An 18,250-nucleotide genomic window follows, 5' to 3' on the forward strand; every position below is an offset into this window, starting at 1 on the left:
ATTCGCCGAGGTCATCAAGTAAAATTCGGCTCTTGATCAATGTTCTTACCTGAGAATTCTCTATCAAATGTCTTTGCTTTCTATTGGAATAAACCACAACACTGCTCCTGTTGAACTGCGTGAAAAAGTTGCTTTCGGTCCTGATAAACTGAAAGATGCTTTGTCGCAGCTATCAAACAGTGCGTATGTGAATGGGGGAGTCATCGTATCGACCTGTAATCGTACGGAGCTATACTGTGACGTTAAAGGAACCAATAAGAACAAGCTTATAGATTGGTTATCCAGCTTCCATGATGTTGCTCCTGAAGACATTAAACCCAGTTTATATGTACATGAAGAGCAGGCAGCGATTCGGCATTTGATGCGGGTATCGTGTGGATTGGATTCCTTAGTGTTAGGTGAACCACAAATTTTGGGGCAGGTAAAACAAGCGTATGCGGACGCTAGAGAGCATGAGTCTGTCGATCCGGCAATTGAAAAATGGTTTCAAAAAGCCTTTTCGGTTGCAAAACGTGTCCGTACGGAAACAGACATCGGTGGTAATGCCGTATCGGTTGCTTATGCGGCATGTACCCTCGCTAAGCACATCTTTGATTCATTAAAAGATGCGACTGTATTACTTGTCGGCGCTGGTGACACAATTGAACTTGTGGCGACACATCTTGTTAGCCATCAATGTAAACGCATTATCGTTGCCAACCGAACGCGAGAGCGTGGTATGTCTTTAGCTGAAACCGTCGGTGGTGAAGTGATTGCGTTAAATGAAATCCCAGAGCACCTCGCCAGTGCGGATATTGTGATCAGTTCTACCGCCAGTCCTCTACCTATTATTGGTAAAGGAATGGTTGAAGCTGCTGTAAAAGCCCGTCGTCATAAGCCCATGTTGATTGTTGATATTGCGGTGCCGCGTGATGTCGAATCACAGGTAGGGGATTTAGACGATGTGTATTTGTATTCCGTCGATGATTTGCAGTCCATTATCGATAGTAATATGGCGCAACGAAAAGTCGAAGCCGTGCAAGCAGAAACGATTGTCAGTGAAGAAAGTGCCGAATTTATGGCATGGATGCGCTCCTTGCAAGCGGTAGATAGTATTCGCGAATATCGTAAGAATGCTAACGATATTCGCGAAGAGCTATTAGCGAAAAGTGTGCAAGCATTAGCGTCTGGCGCGGATCCGGAAAAATTGTTAATTGAACTCAGCAATAAATTGACGAATAAATTGATTCATGCACCAACACGCGCGCTGCAAGCAGCTGCCCAACAAGGTGAACCTGCGAAGTTAGCGACGATACGACACAGTTTGGGTCTTGATGACCCACAATAAGATATCAATTTTAACGTAAAGAAGAGACTATGAAAGCGTCGATTTTAGTAAAGCTTGAAACCCTAGTAGAACGATACGAAGAAGTACAACACCTCTTGGGTGATCCCGGTGTTATTGGGGATCAAAATAAATTCCGTGCTCTATCAAAAGAGTATTCTCAGCTAGAAGAAATTACAAAATGCTTCCAAGCTTATCAACAAGCCCAACAAGACTTGGACGCAGCTCAAGAGATGGCCAACGAAGATGACGCGGAAATGCGTGAAATGGCTGCAGAAGAAGCGAAAGAAGCACAACAGTTAATTGAAAAATTGGCGGCGGACTTGGAAGTACTGTTACTTCCTAAAGACCCAAATGATGATCGTAACTGTTTCTTAGAAATCCGTGCGGGCGCGGGCGGTGATGAAGCGGGAATTTTTGCCGGTGATTTATTCCGTATGTATAGCCGTTTTGCCGAAAAGAAAGGGTGGAAAATCGAAGTGATGTCAGCGAGTGAAGCTGAGCACGGGGGCTATAAAGAAATGATTGCTAAAGTCGCGGGTGAAGGCGTATACGGCGTTTTAAAATTTGAATCCGGCGGGCACCGTGTACAACGCGTACCGGAAACCGAATCACAGGGCCGCGTGCATACTTCAGCATGTACCGTTGCAGTGATGCCGGAAATTCCAGAAGCCGAGGTGCCAGAGCTACGTACGGGTGATTTACGCATTGATACCTTCCGCTCATCTGGCGCTGGTGGTCAGCACGTCAACACGACTGATTCTGCCATTCGTATTACTCACTTGCCAACGGGTATCGTGGTTGAGTGTCAGGATGAGCGCTCTCAGCATAAAAACAAAGCCAAAGCGATGGCAGTATTAGCAGCGCGTATTGCGAAAGCAGAAGAAGAAAAACGTGCAGCTGAAATCTCGGATACACGTCGTGACTTGCTTGGGTCTGGTGATCGTAGTGACCGTATTCGTACTTATAACTATCCGCAAGGTCGTGTTTCAGATCATCGAATCAACTTAACGGTTTATCGTCTTAATGAAGTGATGGGTGGCGATTTACAGACTCTGATCGATCCGGTTATTCATGAGCACCAGGCTGATCAATTAGCCGCTTTGGCTGAGCAACAGTAATTCATGACTCAAACCATTGATGCTGTATTAAAGCAGGCAACACAACACCTTGCCGCCAGTGGCAGCGAATCGCCGTCTTTAGACGCGGCGGTTTTGCTGTGTCATGCACTTGATAAGCCTCGTTCTTATTTATTTACTTGGCCAGATAAAGTGCTCAGCGTTGCTGAACAAACACAATTTAATACATTGTTAGATAGGCGCCTTGCTGGGCATCCGATAGCCCACATCACAGGAGAGCGTGAATTCTGGTCGTTATCATTGCAAGTCTCGCCAACGACGTTAATTCCTCGTCCAGACACAGAACGTTTAGTAGAAGTGGCACTTGAACTGCCCGAGCTTCCACAAGGCAGTATTTTAGATTTGGGGACAGGAACAGGAGCGATTGCGCTCGCTTTAGCATCTGAATGGCCTCAACGAACGATTATGGGTGTGGATATACGTAGTGAAGCTCAGCAGTTGGCATCTAATAATGCGCAACGATTAGGGTTTAATAATGTCACTATCAAGCAAGGCAGTTGGTTTGCCCCTATTGAAGCTGGTACGAAGTTTGCTTTGATTGTCTCTAATCCGCCTTACATTAAAGAAAATGATCCTCACCTTGAGCAAGGTGATGTACGCTTTGAACCGAAAAGCGCTCTTGTCGCACAGGATCAAGGGCTTGCTGACATTGCTTATATTAGTGACCAAGCTCGGCAATACTTCGTAGAGGGTGGGTGGCTTGTATTTGAGCATGGTTATGACCAAGGATTGGCAGTGCGTCAGCAGTTAGTTATGCTGGGTTATCAAGAGGTACGTACTGAACAAGATTATGGTGGCCAAGATAGAGTCACATTGGGTCGCTTTGTAACTAAATAGGATAAACTATGTACGAGATTTTTAAGCAAATACATTTATCGACCATCGCCATTAGTGTGACACTACTGACCGTAAGGTATATTCTAATGATGATGGATTCTCCCAAACTTAATTATAAGTTTTTAAAAGTTTTCCCACATATTAACGACACCGTATTATTGCTCTCTGGCGTGGTATTGGTTTTTATTACAGGCTTTGTTCCCTTTACTGCTGCGGCGCCTTGGATGGCAAGTAAGCTCATGTGTGTGGTGGCTTACATTGCGCTGGGCTTATTTGCGCTGAAATTGGGACGCAACAAATTACTCAGAACGTTTGGTTTTCTGGGCGCGTTAGGTTGGTTAGCGATGGCTGGCAATATTGCCGTGACTAAAGTACCGATGTTTTTTAATTAAGTAATAGAGTAGCAAAGTAATGTTATTGAATTTATCTGATGATGATTTTGATGAAATGGAGCTAGTTGAAGGAGCCTTGGTGCTAAATGAAGCCATTGATCCCGATACGAAAGTTACGTGGGCGAAAGAGGAATTAGCTCGTTTAGTTGATGAAGCTAAACATACATTAATTGCTCATACTGATGGACCATCACGCCTAGATGCTTTCTTACACTTGTTTTATAAACAGTGGGGTTTTAAAGGCGATCAAGAAGCCTATTATGATGCCAATAATGCGTTTATGGATAAGGTATTAGAGAGTCGTAAAGGGGTTCCGGTCAGTTTAGGCGCTTTGTTACTATACTTCGGCGCTGAATTAGACTTTCCTTTTGAAGCGGTTAATTTCCCTACCCAGTTCTTGATAAAAGTTGTCTGGCCAGAAGAGTCGGTTCACTATATCAACCCATTTTCAGGTGAAGAGGTGTCACAACATACTCTACAAGCGTGGTTAGTTGGACATAAAGGCCCGCTTAGCCAATTAAAACCTGATCATTTGAAAACGGCCGATCATGCGACCATTATCGGCCGATGGTTGGCATTACTAAAAAATGCCTTATTACGTGAAGAGCGTTATACCTTAGCCCTGCGCTGCACGGATCTTGCTCTTGTCTTTGTTCCCGATGATCCTTATGAGATTCGGGACCGCGGATTTATCTATCAGCAATTAGATTGTCATCAAGTTGCGGTATCGGATTACCAATACTTTATCGATCAGTGTCCAGATGACCCTGCGGCTGAATTATTAAAAACTCAAGTGAATGCTTTAAGTCACGATCACGTGACGGTTCACTAATCATAATAGAGAGAACACAATGGAACAAAAGATCGTTCATGTTGGTGACATTCCGGTAGCTAACGATAATCCATTCACGTTATTTGCGGGAATGAATGTTTTAGAATCTCGTGACATGGCTATGCGCATCTGTGAGCATTATGTGAAAGTGACTGAGAAACTGGGCATTCCTTACGTATTCAAAGCCTCTTTTGACAAAGCGAACCGTAGCTCAATTCACTCTTATCGTGGCCCTGGTTTGGAAGAAGGCTTAAAAATCTTTCAAGAGATCAAAGAGACGTTTGGCGTTAACATCATTACTGATGTGCATAACGAAGAGCAAGCTCTGCCAGTTTCCCAAGTGGTGGATGTTATCCAGCTACCCGCATTTTTAGCGCGTCAAACCGACTTGGTTGAAGCAATGGCAAAAACAGGTGCTGTGATCAATGTGAAAAAACCACAGTTCATGAGTCCTGGACAAGTGGGTAACATCGTTGAAAAATTCGCTGAGTGTGGCAATGATAAAATCATTCTGTGTGAACGTGGTTCATGCCATGGTTACGATAACTTAGTGGTGGACATGTTAGGTTTTGGTGTGATGAAAAAAGTCTCACAAGGAAGCCCCATCATTTTTGATGTGACGCACTCACTACAAAACCGCGATCCATCTGGCGCAGCATCCGGTGGTCGTCGTGAGCAAACGGTTGAACTGGCTAAAGCAGGTCTTGCAACTGGTATTGCTGGCTTATTTATTGAAGCGCATCCAGATCCTGATAATGCAAAATGCGATGGCCCATCCGCTTTACCATTAGATAAATTAGAGCCTTTCTTGAAGCAAATGAAAGCACTTGATGACATGATTAAAGGTTTTGAGCATATCGACATTAAATAGTCGCCGCCCATTTCTGCGTCATATACTAACGCCACAGCATTGTCTGTGGCGTTATTGTTAGTGCAGAGGTTAACCCTTTTCATTCATGACGGTGCGTTATATGATTTCTCGACGTAATTGCGTAATGATGAGCGTTTAAAAAGGACAAGTAGTATGACGCCAGCGATCAATCTAGCCAAAAAGTATAAAATATCTCATGTTATTCATCAGTATCAGCATAATCCAAGCAGTGAGAGTTATGGTGAGGAGGCGGCTCAAGCATTAGGGCAAGATGAGAATACTGTATTTAAAACGTTGTTGTTTGCGTTGAATGGTGAAGAGAGGCAATTAGCGGTTGCGGTGATTCCTGTTAATCAACGCCTCAACCTTAAATTGGCAGCGAAAGCGGCAAAGAGTAAAAAAGCGGAGATGGCTAAACCAGAGATTGCCGAGAAAATCACAGGTTATGTGGTCGGTGGGATTAGTCCTTTAGGGCAGAAAAAAGCACTGCCTACTTTTATTCACTCCAGCGCAGAGTCATTGACAACACTGTGTGTCAGTGCGGGTAAAAGAGGGTTAGAAATTGAATTATCACCACAAGATCTTGCGACACTCACGCGGGGGAATTTTGCCGACTTATGTGAGCATGAGCATGGATAGTCGATAGTCATCGATAGATAAGTGGTATAAAAAAGCCCCCAAGGTTGGCTGTCCAACTCGTGAGGGCTTTGAGCATGAGAGACGATTAGCCTATCGAATTAGTCTTCATCGTACTGTGTGCTATCGACAACATGGTTTTCACCCAAATCTTTGGGTAATATTAAATTCAATACAATTCCCACGATGCCACATAGGCTGACACCCTGCAGGTTAAAATTCCCTACACCGAATGCCATACCGCCAATACCAAACACTAGAATCACGGCGACAATCACTAAATTACGTGATTTGTGAAGATCCACATTGTGTTTAATTAGCGAGTTAAGTCCAACGGTAGCAATAGATCCGAACAGCAAGATCATAATGCCGCCCATCACAGGTACTGGAATGGTTTGTAGGAGCGCGCCGAGTTTAGCGACTAATGCAAGTACGATGGCTGTGACAGCGGCCCATGTCATAATCACAGGATTAAAGGCACGCGTTAAGGTTACCGCACCGGTGACTTCACTATAGGTGGTATTTGGTGGAGCGCCTAAACAAGCGGCCATAATCGTCGCCACTCCGTCACCAGTGATGGTGCGATGTAAGCCAGGTTTCTTTAAATAATCTTTGCCTGTTACGTTAGAAATCGCAATCATATCGCCGACGTGCTCCACTGCTGGGGCTATGGCCACAGGAATCATGAACAAAATCGCATTAATATTAAATTCGGGCGCAGAAAAATTCGGGATAGATAGCCAAGCTGCTTGATGTACTGGCGTGAAATCGACCACTCCGAAATATAATGACATGATATAACCGACTAAAATACCACCACAAATCGGGATTAGGCGGAAAAAACCTTTGGCAAATACGCTGATGATAATAGTGGTGATAAGTGACGCTAACGCTATCCATATTGCGTAGTCACCATTGACGAGCTGAGTGCCACCATCACCGGACTTACCCATTGCCATGTGGACAGCGGATGGTGCTAAGCCTAGGCCAATCACCATAATGACCGGGCCAACAACCACTGGGGGTAATAATGTATGGATGAAGCCAACGCCACGCACTTTAATAACCGCCCCGAGTATGACATAGACGAAGCCTGCGGCAACGAGTCCACCCATCGTTGCCGCAATACCAAATGTGTGTGTCGAGTAGGTGATAGGCGCAATAAAGGCGAAAGAAGATGCAAGGAAAATTGGCACGGAACGGCGAGTGATAATTTGAAATAAAAGGGTGCCCGCTCCCGCCCCAAATAGTGCAACGTTAGGATCTAATCCCGTTAATAGTGGAACAAGAACCAGTGCACCAAATGCTACAAATAACATTTGTGCGCCAATAATGGCATTTTTCATCGTATTTTCCCTGATGCTAAAAAAATTTTGCAGATTTTATCACTTCTGTAATCGATTACCATATGCGATCAGTATAAAAATATCGGCTTTTTAGCTGTGTTGGTGAGAAAAAGGCGGAGAAAAAGAGAATTTTGACGCTATCCTGAAGACCATCCCTTGCTCGGGGTTCGATACTTGCTTATCATCAAACCTCATGAATAGGGAACGATAGAATGTTATGCGCTATTTAGCTTTATTGTTAATAGGTTTCATGTCACTGCCTGCTGCTGCAGTGACCAAGGTGGATCTGTATCACACGCAAGTGACAGTGGACCCGCAAAGTGGTCAATCCGATAACCAAATTCGTATCCAAGGTATGGAGCAGGTATTGGTTCGTGCCACAGGTTCTAAGTCTGCGTTGCAAAATAGTGTGGTAAAGAAAGCTCTTAACCATAATAGTCAGTATCTCACCCAGACGAGCAGCACCAATAACGACCAAGGGCAAGAAGTGGTTAAGCTAGGTTTTAGCCCGGTACATATCCATAAATTGCTGACCCAAGCTCAATTACCGTTTTGGCCAGAACAGCGCCCGACTATTTTGGTGTGGTTAGTTAAAGACACCGATTATGATCGCCGTATTATCTGGGAGCATAGTGCTTCAAAGCTGTTACAGAATATGCATAAAGAAGCGACGGTTCGTGGGTTACCGTTGACGGTTCCTGTAGGGGACTTTTCTGATGTCACCGATTTGTCGACGACAGATTTATGGGGCGGGTTCACTGATGCTATCGGCAAAGCCAGCGCGCGTTATCCAACAGATGCGATTATGGTGGTTCAAGCTGAAGGGGATGACCTGCATTGGACACTATACGATCAATCGGCGCATGAATTACAAGATGACTTTAAAGAGCCAATTACGGGGCAAGCAAGCGGCGATGAAGCGATAAATATTATGGTTGATACTATTAGTGACTATTACGCTAAACAAGGTGCCGTGAAGGTCGCTGAACAATCGTCTCAATCATTGTCTGCAGATTTTAGTCATGTGACTAAAGCTCAAGATTTCTTTAACATCGAGAAAATGCTGACTTCATTAAGCTCCGTCGCGTCAGTAAGCGTACAACATATTCAAGGTGATGATGTGCAATATCGTATCCACTTGTTGACGCAGCCAGAGGTGTTTAAGCAAGAAGTGCTACGCAATAGCATGGTACAAAGTTCTGATGAGCAGAGTGGTTGGATGACCGTAGAAGATGTTCCTCAGTTTGCGCAGCAAAATAGCCAAGTCGATGAAACTGGGCTAGCGTCATCGTCAGAGACCGATGATAAGTCGGCAATGACGATAAACTCTGGAGGTTCGCAGTCACTTGGTGAAACGTCATCAGAAGAAAGCCAAGACACACAACCAGCAACTCCCACTATGCCAACAATGCATTTCATTTGGAATGAATAATAGGGATTGGCTAGTACAACAGTAGCTAGCCATAAAGCGTATTACAATACGAAAAGCGCAGCCAATGGCTGCGCTTTTTTATTGCTTAATGGTATTGTCGTTGTAAAGCACGAGTTAAATTGTGCTGAGCCCTTGCATTTGTGAGGCGACTAAAGCAAGACGCCGGCCTAAGCGTTGCGTGAGTGTAATCTCATCTGGCGACAACCCCTCATTATGCCCACTTACATGGCTTGCGCCGTAGGGTGTTCCCCCATGACGAGTGCTATGCAATACGGGTTCTGAATAGGGAATACCTAATATCATCATGCCATGATGGAGCAAGGGCAACATCATAGTATTTTGTGTCGTTTCCTGTCCGCCGTGCAAACTGGACGATGATGTAAACACGCACGCGGGTTTATCAATGAGATCGCCGCCAACCCATAGCGATGTTGTTTGATCCCAAAAGTGTTTTAAGGGGGCTGACATATTACCGAACCATACCGGACTGCCCATGGCGAGGCCATCACATGACTTTAGCTCGGCCATCGTTAACACTGGATCCAAAGCTTCATGCTGGTGGTCATCAAACTCAGCAACCGTGCGCAGTAATGCTTCACACCCGTTGACGGATTCAACACCACGCGCGATATGCCGAGCAAGAGTCCGTGTACTGCCATGACGACTATGGTACAGAACAACGACTTGTGTACTCATAGAATCTCAAGAACATTTTCAGGTGGACGGCCGATACGAGCTTGTTCCCCATTAACAACAATTGGGCGTTCCATCAATTTAGGGGTTTCGGCCATCGCGTTAAATAGCGCTTCATCGCTAATAGACTCATCACCAAGGTTTCGGCTTTTATAAGCGTCTTCTTTGGTTCTCATCATTTTACGTACGCTATCTAAGCCAAGTTTGGCGAATAATGTTTTCAGCTGCTCTGCCGATAGGGGCGTGTCTAAATACTTCACTACTTGTGGTTGTATATTATTCGCTTCCAGTAGCACTAAGGTCTCACGGCTTTTTGAACATCTTGGGTTATGATAAATAACGACTGACATAGTATCTTCCTATCCCTTTAATTTTTCTGTAATGCTGTAAAACGATCACGTTGAACGAGCAATTGATCAATACGGGCATCGTAACGCGCTTGTTCGAGACTGCCCAGCTTAGCGAGTTGACTCGCTTGAGTATAGTATTGAATGGCTTTTGTCCACTGTGCTTTTAATGCCAATATTTCTCCACGAGCGGCTAATACCTCTTGTTCATTACCCAAACGGCTATTGGCTTTTGATAATAAATCCCAACCATTGACGTCACTAGGGTGTGTATGAGTATAGCGTTGCAGTACATGGATAGCTTGCTGGAAATTCTTCTCCTCGTATAAAACATTAGCGTAATTAATCAAGAGAATGGCGTTCTTGGGATTATTTTCAAGTGCATTGCTCAGCATCGTCTGTGCTTGTTTGCCTTCCTTTAGTGCTAAATATAAGTCGCTCATGGCATCTAGGTAAAAAGGATTATCCGGGTCTTGCTTCCATAATGGCATTAACAGATTTTTTGATTGGCTAAGCTTATCAGTATCAAGGTAAACTAATGCTTGACCGTAATCGAATGCTGGCTTCATTGCGGTTGGCGCATTTTTTTTATGACGAGAAAACCAATCTAAAGCAGACTCTGTTTTTAACCCGCTATAGCGTGCAATAACACGAGCCTTAGCTAAATAAAATGATAACGAGGGCGCTGGATGATGGGGCTGATATTGCTGGGCTCTCTGGCGCGTATCGGTTATTCGTGATTGTGGTAATGGATGAGTCAATAGCATTTGTGGTGGCTTGGATGAATAACGATATTGCGCCGCTAAACGGCTGAAAAAATTCGGCATTGCCATGACATTAAATCCCGATTTTTCAAGTGTTCGCATCCCGAAACGATCCGCTTCTTGCTCATTACTGCGCGAGTAATTCAATTGCCCTTGAATATGCCCGGCCATTGTTGCATTGATCGCTGCAATACCTGCCTGAGGTGAAGCGATGGCTAGCAGTAAGGAACCGGCTATCGCGGCAACGGTTGCCGGTGTATTACGCGCTTCATCTTCCATGCGACGTGCTAAATGTCGCTGAGTAATGTGCGATATTTCATGTGCCATCACTGAGGCTAATTCACTTTCTGAATGGGTATGCAAAAATAACCCAGAATGCAAAGCGACATGCCCTCCAAAAAAGGCAAACGCATTGATGACGTGGTTATTGATGAGAATAAACTGGAATGGCGTTTTGACATTATCAGCATGCGCAACTAAACGATGTCCTAAATCATCAAGATATTGATTCATGACCGGATCATTAATAATAGGCTGTGTTGCCCGCAAGATGCGCATATAGGCATCGCCATATTGCAATTCTTTGCTTATCGATAGGGTAGAGCTAGCGACGGTGCCCATATCAGGTAGATCTGTACGATTAGGCTCGGCCATGCTTGATTCGGCAGGCAGAATCGACAAAGCAGAGGCGAGACATAAGCACAGCAATGAACGCTTTGTTTTGATAAACATCATGCTATAGAGAGCTCCTAAAACAACTGATTTTAAGACCATGGGGCTCAAAAAAGGTTTCTTTGATAACACCATAGGCTGACTTGTTTGAAATAGAGAAAGCATTCAGTGTTTCCCCATAGTAAACACGATACAATGCGATATAGCGTTAACCCGAGTCACTCGTATGGGCGTTGGTGCGGTTGACTGCGCTGACACCTATCATAATCATTCAACGAATAAATGAAACCATGAGAGTATGTTTTTATAACACTTTTATTGGATTTTTTGTCGACATTGATTAGGTAGCTTAGTAAGTTACGATGCTTGTTCGTGACAGAGCGAAGTAAAAACGTTTTTCATGAAGGGCATGGTATCGAATACAGGAGTATAACCACATGCTAGAACTGGTCCAAAGTTGGTATAAAAGACGATTTTCTGACCCTAATGCAGTGAGCTTATTAGCCATATTGATCATCGGCTTTGTGACTATTTACTTTTTTGGGCATCTTATAGCACCATTATTAGTAGCGGTGGTGTTGGCTTATTTATTGGAATGGCCGGTTATGCACTTACAACGTTGGCATTTACCAAGGACGCCTGCTGTTATCTTGGTGTTACTGGTGTTTATTGGGCTGATGTTATTTGCTCTGTTTGGGTTAGTCCCAACGGTTTGGAAACAAGTGGCTAATTTAGTTAATGATATTCCGAGTATGTATACTGACTTGCAGCGCTTGGTTATGTCGTTACCGAAACGTTATCCTGAGTTAGCAAACTTAGATATTGTTGAGCCTTTAATGGATAATGCAAAAAATAAAGCACTCATGTTTGGTGAGTCGGCATTAAAGGGGTCGTTATCATCACTGATGAGTATTGCCACCTTGGCCGTCTATTTAATTTTAGTGCCACTTTTAGTCTTTTTCATTCTTAAAGATAAGCAACAAATGTTACGTGGATTTGGGCGGATAATGCCACGAAATCGTGTATTAGCCGCGCAAGTATGGAGTGAAATGAATGAACAAATTTCTAACTATATTCGTGGCAAAGCTTTAGAGATCGTGATTGTGGGGATTGCCACCTACATTACGTTTGCTGTTTTGGGGTTACGCTATGCTGTATTGCTCTCTGTTGCCGTTGGCGCGTCGGTATTAATTCCATATATTGGCGCAGCGGTAGTGACAGTACCTGTAGCAATTGTGGGCTTGTTTCAATGGGGATTAACGCCGGAATTTTATACCATGATGATAGTATATGGCGTGGTACAAATCATTGATGGTAATGTCATTGTACCGATTCTATTCTCTGAGGCAGTCAATTTACATCCGGTGGCGATTATTGCCGCAGTATTGATATTTGGCGGTTTGTGGGGTTTTTGGGGAGTGTTCTTCGCAATCCCGTTAGCGACCTTAGTAAAAGCGGTATGGCACGCCTTACCTGCAATAGAAGAAATCAGTTATGCTGAGTCTACATCGGACTAACCACGATTGAATGTGTTGCTATGAGACTAAAAAGCGCCCTTATGAGGCGCTTTTTTATGTCATATTAGATAGGCTGCATACAATACTATGCGTTATCGTTTAAGTAATTTAATACTACTTGATCATGATCTTTGGTTTTAAACTTATTAAACACATGTTCAATATTGCCTTGCTCATCAATAAGGAAACTGGTGCGTACAATTCCCATGTTTTCGCGACCCATGAATTTCTTCAATTGCCATACACCGTATTTTTCACAAACAGCATGATCTTCATCAGAGAGCAGAGTGAAATTCAAATTATCGCGTTCGATAAATTTCGGTAGACGCTTAACGGCATCAATACTAATGCCTAATACCACCACATTATGAGCGTCGAGTTCAGCTTTAATATCGCGCAGCCCTTGCGCTTGCACAGTACACCCTGGGGTCATTGCTTTTGGGTAAAAATAGACGAGAACTTTTTTGCCTGAAAAATCGCTAAGAGAGACAGACTTGCCATCTTGATTGAGTAAGGTAAAGTCAGGGGCTGCTACGCCAGCTTGTAATGTTGTCATCATTGATCCTTTTTAAGCGCTATTTTTAATAAAATTCAGAGTACCAGAGACGTTCAATGTAGAGCAAAGTTGTGCAAACTCAGTTTGTAACTGTACTAGATTATAATCGGCGTTGACCTTAGCACTGAGTGTCATATGAAAATTCTCGCCATTGGCATGAGTCGTGGAAGGGCGATCGGTTTGTGCACTTAGCGCTTCAATGCCAATCTGACGATGGGCAAAAAATGTCGTAATTTTTTCGGCCAGACCAGGGCGATCATCAGACTCTACAAACACTTCAACGATATAAGTATGATTAAGGCCAGACTTTAACTTCGTTCGCTTCATCATGGTGATCAGGCCATGCTCCATACCAAATGCAGGTAAGTGCGTTTCAATACGAGATAATTCGCTGGATGAGCCAGAAACCATCATCAAAAGTGAAAACTCTTCGCCCAGTAACGCAATTCGGCTATCGACAATATTAAGGCCAGATTGAGTGATTAGTTGCACGATTTTATTGCAAATACCTGGACGGTCAGTGCCCATGGCGGTAATCACAAGGTGTTGGGTCATCATTTCATCTTCGTCTTGTCGGCTTTACTAAATGGTATCACATAACGCGATGATAGGAAGGACGGTGACGCACCGATTTTATACGGTATTGCAGAGACGGGTTAACCGAGAAATAGCACAAGGCTGACGCAGGTACATAGAGCATTCTGACATACTCTCGTATATGACTTTTATCCATAGCAAATTTTATCGATGAATATTCACAAAATGGTCTGTTTATGCGTGTTTAATCCCTTGTATTGCACAACAACGTTGCAGTACCATGCAATAAGTATTCATCTAGGGAGTTAGACATGTTTTCAGGAAGTATCGTGGCGTTAATCACACCTTTTGAGACCAATGGTGACGTCGATTATGCAGGGCTTAAAAAATTAGTGGATTTTCACGTTGATGCGGGTACTGACGCGATTGTGTCTGTCGGAACAACGGGAGAGTCGGCCACGTTAACGGTGCAAGAACATATCAAAGTTGTTGAAAAGACGATCGAGTTCGCTGCCGGACGTATTCCTGTCATCGCAGGTACGGGGGCCAACGCAACTCATGAGGCCGTGGAATTTTCGCGCGTATTAAATAATAAAGGTCTTGCCGGTTATCTCAGTGTGACTCCATATTATAATAAGCCAACGCAAGAAGGTATGTATTTACATTTTAAAGCGATCTCCGAAGCGACCGATGTACCCGTGATTCTTTATAACGTACCTGGGCGTACAAGCGTCGATATGAAACCGGAAACCGTAGCTCGTTTATCGAAACTGAATAATATTGTTGCGTTAAAAGATGCCACGGGTGATGTTGACCGTGTTGCGCAGCATCGCGCCTTATGCAGTGAAGGGTTTGCATTACTCAGCGGTGATGATGCGACGGGCTTAGACTTTGTCAAAGCTGGTGGTCAAGGTGTTATTTCGGTAACCAATAATGTTGCTGCGAAAGATATGGCAGACATGATGCGCTTTGCTTTAAATGAACAATATGATGAAGCCGATGCAATCAATGATCGTCTGATGCCACTACACAAAGATCTCTTTGTGGAATCAAGTCCAATCCCAGTGAAGTGGGCTGCTAAGCAACTTGGTTTGATTGAAAATGGTGATCTTCGTCTACCTTTGACCGAATTGACTGAACAAGCTCGCCCGATTGTTGCCCAAGCTATTGCTCACGCCAAAATTTAAAGATTGGTTGCTTTCGATTACAATGCCGAGCGATAAAGCCTCGGCAATTTTAGGAGTTTCAATGAAGTGTTCTCGTCAGCTAGTGCTTAGCTCACTGGCTGTGTTAGTTTTGAGTGCTTGTTCAAGCAGTCCTGCAGAAAGACGTCAGGCAAAGGATAGTTTTGCGTATCTAAATGCAAAGGACTTTCATGATTGGACAATGCCAAAAGACGCTCAGTCGCATTATTATCCCAATTATCAGATCCCTCAAGGCGATTATAAAGGTCAAGTTGGGCCGGATGTCGATATTCGTCCTCCGCAGCAAATTTTAAATTTGATTCCTGGAGCACGCGCGCAAGTACAAAATGGTAGCGTGACCTTATGGGTGGTCAAAAAATCCGATGCTGACAGTGCTTGGCAATCCACTCTCGATATGATCGAGAAAGGTAAAGTATCGGTTGTTAAACAGAGTGATAATAACCTCGAAACCAGTTGGATTCGCTGGACATCAAAAGATGAAGACAGTGAAATTGATACGCGATATCACATTCAGCGTGTGGAGGCGAATCATCGTTATGGCATTAAAATATCGCTCATTGATTGGCGTCAAAAAGACAGCGATAAGAAAGCGACTTTGTCACAGCGTCAGCGTTATACCGCCTATATGACGAATCTGATGACGACGCATTACGATGAACAACGTCGTGCTGCCGAGCGTCGTAAAGCGCAAGCTATGGTTAGTAATATTCCTGTAGCGATGGGGACAGACCGCAGTGGTTTACCGGTGATCATCGCTCGTGCACCTTATGATATTTTCTGGCAACGTGTCACGTCGTTATTACCGACACTAGGCTTTAATATTACTGATCGCAATCACTCTCAAGGTACTGTTAAAGTCCGTTATGTCGGTATTGATAGTGATGTTTTGGCTAAGCATAACTTGCAGCCACTTGACTTGGATACGGGCAAGTATACGTTGCTATTGGGTGATTTGAGCAACCGCACCTCGATTAACGTGACAAATGCTAAAGATAAGCCTATCCCTGAAAAACAGATGAAGCAGATAGTCACTGCTTGGAAAGCACTGATTGATAAGTCAGAGCCTGAAAAACAGCAATAATATTTGTCACATCGAATAAAAAAGAGCGCATCAGCGCTCTTTTTTATTGACGTTTTTTTCTCGCTGAGAAGATAATGTAGATGGAGTTGTTGTCTTGGGCTCTTTTGAGCTCGGCGGTGCTTTTTTTGACCATTGATCAAGTTTTATCTTAGAGGTGTACTTCAAAGCCGCAATGTTTCCTATGATGACGCAGAGTACAACCATGATAATGACCCATGGATTAAACAGCAGATCCATAATCTCCCCTTAATCACTGACGTTGATGACATAATCATTATAGATGCTTTGCAGCGACGCGAGGATACTGGTTTTGCCTAACACATCACTGTATCGCAACTCATCAGCCAGTACAGGCAAGGTTAATTGTTGCAAATAGCGGTTTGCTGTTTCACGGTGGCTGATATGCCAAGGCTCAAAGGCAACACCACTTCCTCCTTGCTGATAGGGGAAGTAAAAGCCAAACGTAGTTAGGTTTGTAGATAACCACTGGTAAAACGCCGCTTGATGTCCAGAAAGATATTCCCATGGCTCTAACTGCAATGATCTCTTTTCTGGCAAGGTATTATGGGCATAAACGTCGAAATCAGTTCCCCAATGATGTCGGCTTGCACCGGGTAAAGCCGACCAGCGTAAAATCGCCATTACTTTTTCGTGTTCTGATAATACCTGGCTATCAAGAGGATAGTTATTCGCATCTTTGATAGGCGTTTCACCAGACATTTTACGATTCCAAATCCAACATTGGCGTTCGAATGGACGAAAGCCGCTGGCGATATGGAAGTCATAACCCGCCGCTATCGCCGCTTGTGATAATGCTAAGAGATCTTGATAAACCTCAGGATGCACAAGAAATGATTTCACACCTAAGGTCAATGGCGTTAGATGTTCGTCGGTTTTACCGGTGAGTTGCTGCGGGGTCATCATGGGCCTTACTCTGAGAACAAATGCTTAAGCGTATGTTGATACATATCCGTGAGTTTCTCAAGATCGTCGATGCGTACACATTCATTAACTTTATGAATAGTTGCATTGACCGGTCCCAATTCAACAACTTGAGCGCCCATAGCCGCAATAAAGCGTCCATCCGATGTGCCGCCAGTGGTAAGAAGTTGAGGTGCATCTTTATTCACTTCTTGAACGCCTTTCACCACCGCTTCTAGAAGGTCGCCAGCATCGGTTAAGAATGGGTGACCGCTGAGTGTCCAAGTTAATTCATAGTCTAATTCGTGTTTATCGAGGATATCGGTCACTCTCTGTTTGAGAGAAACATCGGTTGATTCGGTACTGAAGCGAAAATTAAATTGTACGTTAAATTGACCAGGAATAACGTTTGATGCGCCTGTACCCGCGTGCAAGTTTGGGAGCTGGAAGCTCGTGGGCGGGAAGTAATCATTACCCTCATCCCATTGCGTTGTGGCCAGTTCAGTCAGTGCAGGCAGTGCTTGATGAACAGGATTACGAGCAATATGCGGGTAGGCAACGTGGCCTTGGATACCTTTGATAATTAAGTCACCAGTAATGGAACCACGACGGCCGTTTTTGACAACATCTCCGACATATTCGGTGCTCGATGGCTCGCCGACAATACAGAGATCAATGTTTTCTCCACGAGCTTTGAGTGTATCAACGACGCGAGTGGTACCGTTAATAAAGGGGCCTTCTTCATCGGAGGTAATGAGAAAAGCAATAGAGCCTGAGTGGTTAGGGTTCTGTGCGATAAAACGCTCAACGGCTACAACCATACAGGCGAGAGAGCCTTTCATATCAGCAGCGCCACGCCCATATAACATCCCATCTTTGATCGTTGGTTGGAACGGGGGAGTATGCCAATGGTCGAGATTTCCAGCCGGAACTACATCAGTGTGACCGGCAAACACAAATAGTGGCGCATCAGTTCCACGGCGTGCCCATAAGTTAGTGGTATCTTCAAATACCAGCGTTTCTATCTCAAAACCAAGAGCTTTAAGGCGCTCAATCATCACATGTTGGCACCCCGCATCTTCTGGTGTCACGGATTGGCGACTCATGAGGTCAATGGCAAGTGTTAGTACAGGGCTATCTGTCGTCAT

Annotated in this window: 20 protein-coding genes; 11 read left to right on the forward strand and 9 right to left on the reverse strand. The window is 44.1% G+C overall.

Translation table 11 applies throughout. The features are described from left to right. Positions 1 to 67 precede the first annotated feature (67 nt). The 7 genes from hemA to ybaK all read left to right on the forward strand — a co-directional run bounded on the left by hemA (position 68) and on the right by ybaK (position 6,034). Positions 68 to 1,327 carry a glutamyl-tRNA reductase gene (gene hemA, locus OCU30_RS03465; RefSeq protein WP_077311477.1) on the forward strand — a complete coding sequence of 420 codons (1,260 nt, stop codon included), beginning with the start codon at positions 68 to 70 and terminating at the stop codon, positions 1,325 to 1,327. A gap of 29 nt (positions 1,328 to 1,356) precedes the next feature. Next, positions 1,357 to 2,445: a peptide chain release factor 1 gene (gene prfA / locus OCU30_RS03470; RefSeq protein WP_077311479.1), complete on the forward strand. Its 1,089-nt coding sequence runs from the start codon at positions 1,357 to 1,359 to the stop codon at positions 2,443 to 2,445. Positions 2,446 to 2,448: 3 nt separating this feature from the next. After that, positions 2,449 to 3,300, forward strand: a complete 852-nt coding sequence (gene prmC, locus OCU30_RS03475) for a peptide chain release factor N(5)-glutamine methyltransferase (protein WP_077311482.1) — start codon at positions 2,449 to 2,451, stop codon at positions 3,298 to 3,300. An 8-nt stretch (positions 3,301 to 3,308) separates the two neighbouring features. Then, positions 3,309 to 3,692 carry a SirB2 family protein gene (locus tag OCU30_RS03480; RefSeq protein WP_077311484.1) on the forward strand — a complete coding sequence of 128 codons (384 nt, stop codon included), beginning with the start codon at positions 3,309 to 3,311 and terminating at the stop codon, positions 3,690 to 3,692. A 19-nt stretch (positions 3,693 to 3,711) separates the two neighbouring features. Continuing rightward, positions 3,712 to 4,524, forward strand: a complete 813-nt coding sequence (locus tag OCU30_RS03485; protein ID WP_077311486.1) for a SirB1 family protein — start codon at positions 3,712 to 3,714, stop codon at positions 4,522 to 4,524. A gap of 19 nt (positions 4,525 to 4,543) precedes the next feature. Next, complete coding sequence (kdsA, locus tag OCU30_RS03490) at positions 4,544 to 5,395, forward strand: 3-deoxy-8-phosphooctulonate synthase (RefSeq protein WP_077311488.1); 852 nt, start codon at positions 4,544 to 4,546, stop codon at positions 5,393 to 5,395. Between the two features lie 153 nt (positions 5,396 to 5,548). After that, positions 5,549 to 6,034: a Cys-tRNA(Pro) deacylase gene (gene ybaK, locus OCU30_RS03495; protein WP_077311490.1), complete on the forward strand. Its 486-nt coding sequence runs from the start codon at positions 5,549 to 5,551 to the stop codon at positions 6,032 to 6,034. A gap of 98 nt (positions 6,035 to 6,132) precedes the next feature. Here the strand turns inward: ybaK and OCU30_RS03500 are convergent, their stop codons facing one another. Further along, the gene (locus OCU30_RS03500; protein ID WP_077311492.1) at positions 6,133 to 7,377 is read right to left on the reverse strand and encodes a uracil-xanthine permease family protein; all 1,245 of its coding nucleotides are present in this window, start codon (positions 7,375 to 7,377) and stop codon (positions 6,133 to 6,135) included. Between the two features lie 217 nt (positions 7,378 to 7,594). Here OCU30_RS03500 and OCU30_RS03505 point away from each other — a divergent pair, with 217 nt between their 5' ends. Beyond that, the gene (locus tag OCU30_RS03505) at positions 7,595 to 8,809 is read left to right on the forward strand and encodes a DUF2066 domain-containing protein (RefSeq protein ID WP_077311494.1); all 1,215 of its coding nucleotides are present in this window, start codon (positions 7,595 to 7,597) and stop codon (positions 8,807 to 8,809) included. A gap of 114 nt (positions 8,810 to 8,923) precedes the next feature. Here the strand turns inward: OCU30_RS03505 and wrbA are convergent, their stop codons facing one another. Genes wrbA through bepA form a run of 3 tightly spaced genes read right to left on the reverse strand, consistent with a single transcriptional unit; the run spans position 8,924 to position 11,348 of the window. After that, positions 8,924 to 9,505, reverse strand: coding sequence for an NAD(P)H:quinone oxidoreductase (gene wrbA, locus OCU30_RS03510; protein WP_077311496.1), 582 nt, complete (start codon positions 9,503 to 9,505; stop codon positions 8,924 to 8,926). Next, positions 9,502 to 9,852 carry an arsenate reductase (glutaredoxin) gene (arsC, locus tag OCU30_RS03515; protein ID WP_077311498.1) on the reverse strand — a complete coding sequence of 117 codons (351 nt, stop codon included), beginning with the start codon at positions 9,850 to 9,852 and terminating at the stop codon, positions 9,502 to 9,504. Before arsC ends, wrbA begins: the two co-directional genes overlap by 4 nt. A gap of 17 nt (positions 9,853 to 9,869) precedes the next feature. Beyond that, positions 9,870 to 11,348 carry a beta-barrel assembly-enhancing protease gene (gene bepA, locus OCU30_RS03520; protein ID WP_077311500.1) on the reverse strand — a complete coding sequence of 493 codons (1,479 nt, stop codon included), beginning with the start codon at positions 11,346 to 11,348 and terminating at the stop codon, positions 9,870 to 9,872. Positions 11,349 to 11,722: 374 nt separating this feature from the next. Here bepA and OCU30_RS03525 point away from each other — a divergent pair, with 374 nt between their 5' ends. After that, a complete protein-coding gene (locus OCU30_RS03525) occupies positions 11,723 to 12,802 on the forward strand; it encodes an AI-2E family transporter (protein WP_077311503.1) in 1,080 nt (359 codons plus the stop codon). A gap of 85 nt (positions 12,803 to 12,887) precedes the next feature. Here the strand turns inward: OCU30_RS03525 and bcp are convergent, their stop codons facing one another. Both bcp and OCU30_RS03535 read right to left on the reverse strand, forming a co-directional pair. Beyond that, entirely contained in the window at positions 12,888 to 13,358 is a 471-nt protein-coding gene (bcp, locus tag OCU30_RS03530) for a thioredoxin-dependent thiol peroxidase (protein WP_077311505.1), read from the reverse strand. Positions 13,359 to 13,370: 12 nt separating this feature from the next. Further along, the gene (locus tag OCU30_RS03535) at positions 13,371 to 13,913 is read right to left on the reverse strand and encodes a glycine cleavage system transcriptional repressor (RefSeq protein WP_077311893.1); all 543 of its coding nucleotides are present in this window, start codon (positions 13,911 to 13,913) and stop codon (positions 13,371 to 13,373) included. A gap of 293 nt (positions 13,914 to 14,206) precedes the next feature. Here OCU30_RS03535 and dapA point away from each other — a divergent pair, with 293 nt between their 5' ends. Both dapA and bamC read left to right on the forward strand, forming a co-directional pair. Then, positions 14,207 to 15,082 (forward strand): 4-hydroxy-tetrahydrodipicolinate synthase, encoded by an 876-nt coding sequence (gene dapA, locus OCU30_RS03540; protein ID WP_077311507.1) that lies wholly within the window; start codon positions 14,207 to 14,209, stop codon positions 15,080 to 15,082. 61 nt (positions 15,083 to 15,143) lie between these two features. Then, positions 15,144 to 16,181 (forward strand): outer membrane protein assembly factor BamC, encoded by a 1,038-nt coding sequence (gene bamC / locus OCU30_RS03545; protein ID WP_077311509.1) that lies wholly within the window; start codon positions 15,144 to 15,146, stop codon positions 16,179 to 16,181. Positions 16,182 to 16,211: 30 nt separating this feature from the next. Here the strand turns inward: bamC and OCU30_RS03550 are convergent, their stop codons facing one another. Genes OCU30_RS03550 through dapE form a run of 3 tightly spaced genes read right to left on the reverse strand, consistent with a single transcriptional unit; the run spans position 16,212 to position 18,250 of the window. Next, positions 16,212 to 16,418 (reverse strand): DUF2897 family protein, encoded by a 207-nt coding sequence (locus OCU30_RS03550; protein ID WP_077311511.1) that lies wholly within the window; start codon positions 16,416 to 16,418, stop codon positions 16,212 to 16,214. A gap of 9 nt (positions 16,419 to 16,427) precedes the next feature. Then, positions 16,428 to 17,102, reverse strand: a complete 675-nt coding sequence (locus OCU30_RS03555; protein WP_205408765.1) for a M15 family metallopeptidase — start codon at positions 17,100 to 17,102, stop codon at positions 16,428 to 16,430. Positions 17,103 to 17,110: 8 nt separating this feature from the next. Further along, positions 17,111 to 18,250 (reverse strand): succinyl-diaminopimelate desuccinylase, encoded by a 1,140-nt coding sequence (dapE, locus tag OCU30_RS03560; RefSeq protein ID WP_077311514.1) that lies wholly within the window; start codon positions 18,248 to 18,250, stop codon positions 17,111 to 17,113.

The organism is Vibrio palustris, from assembly GCF_024346995.1.
GTDB lineage: Bacteria > Pseudomonadota > Gammaproteobacteria > Enterobacterales > Vibrionaceae > Vibrio > Vibrio palustris.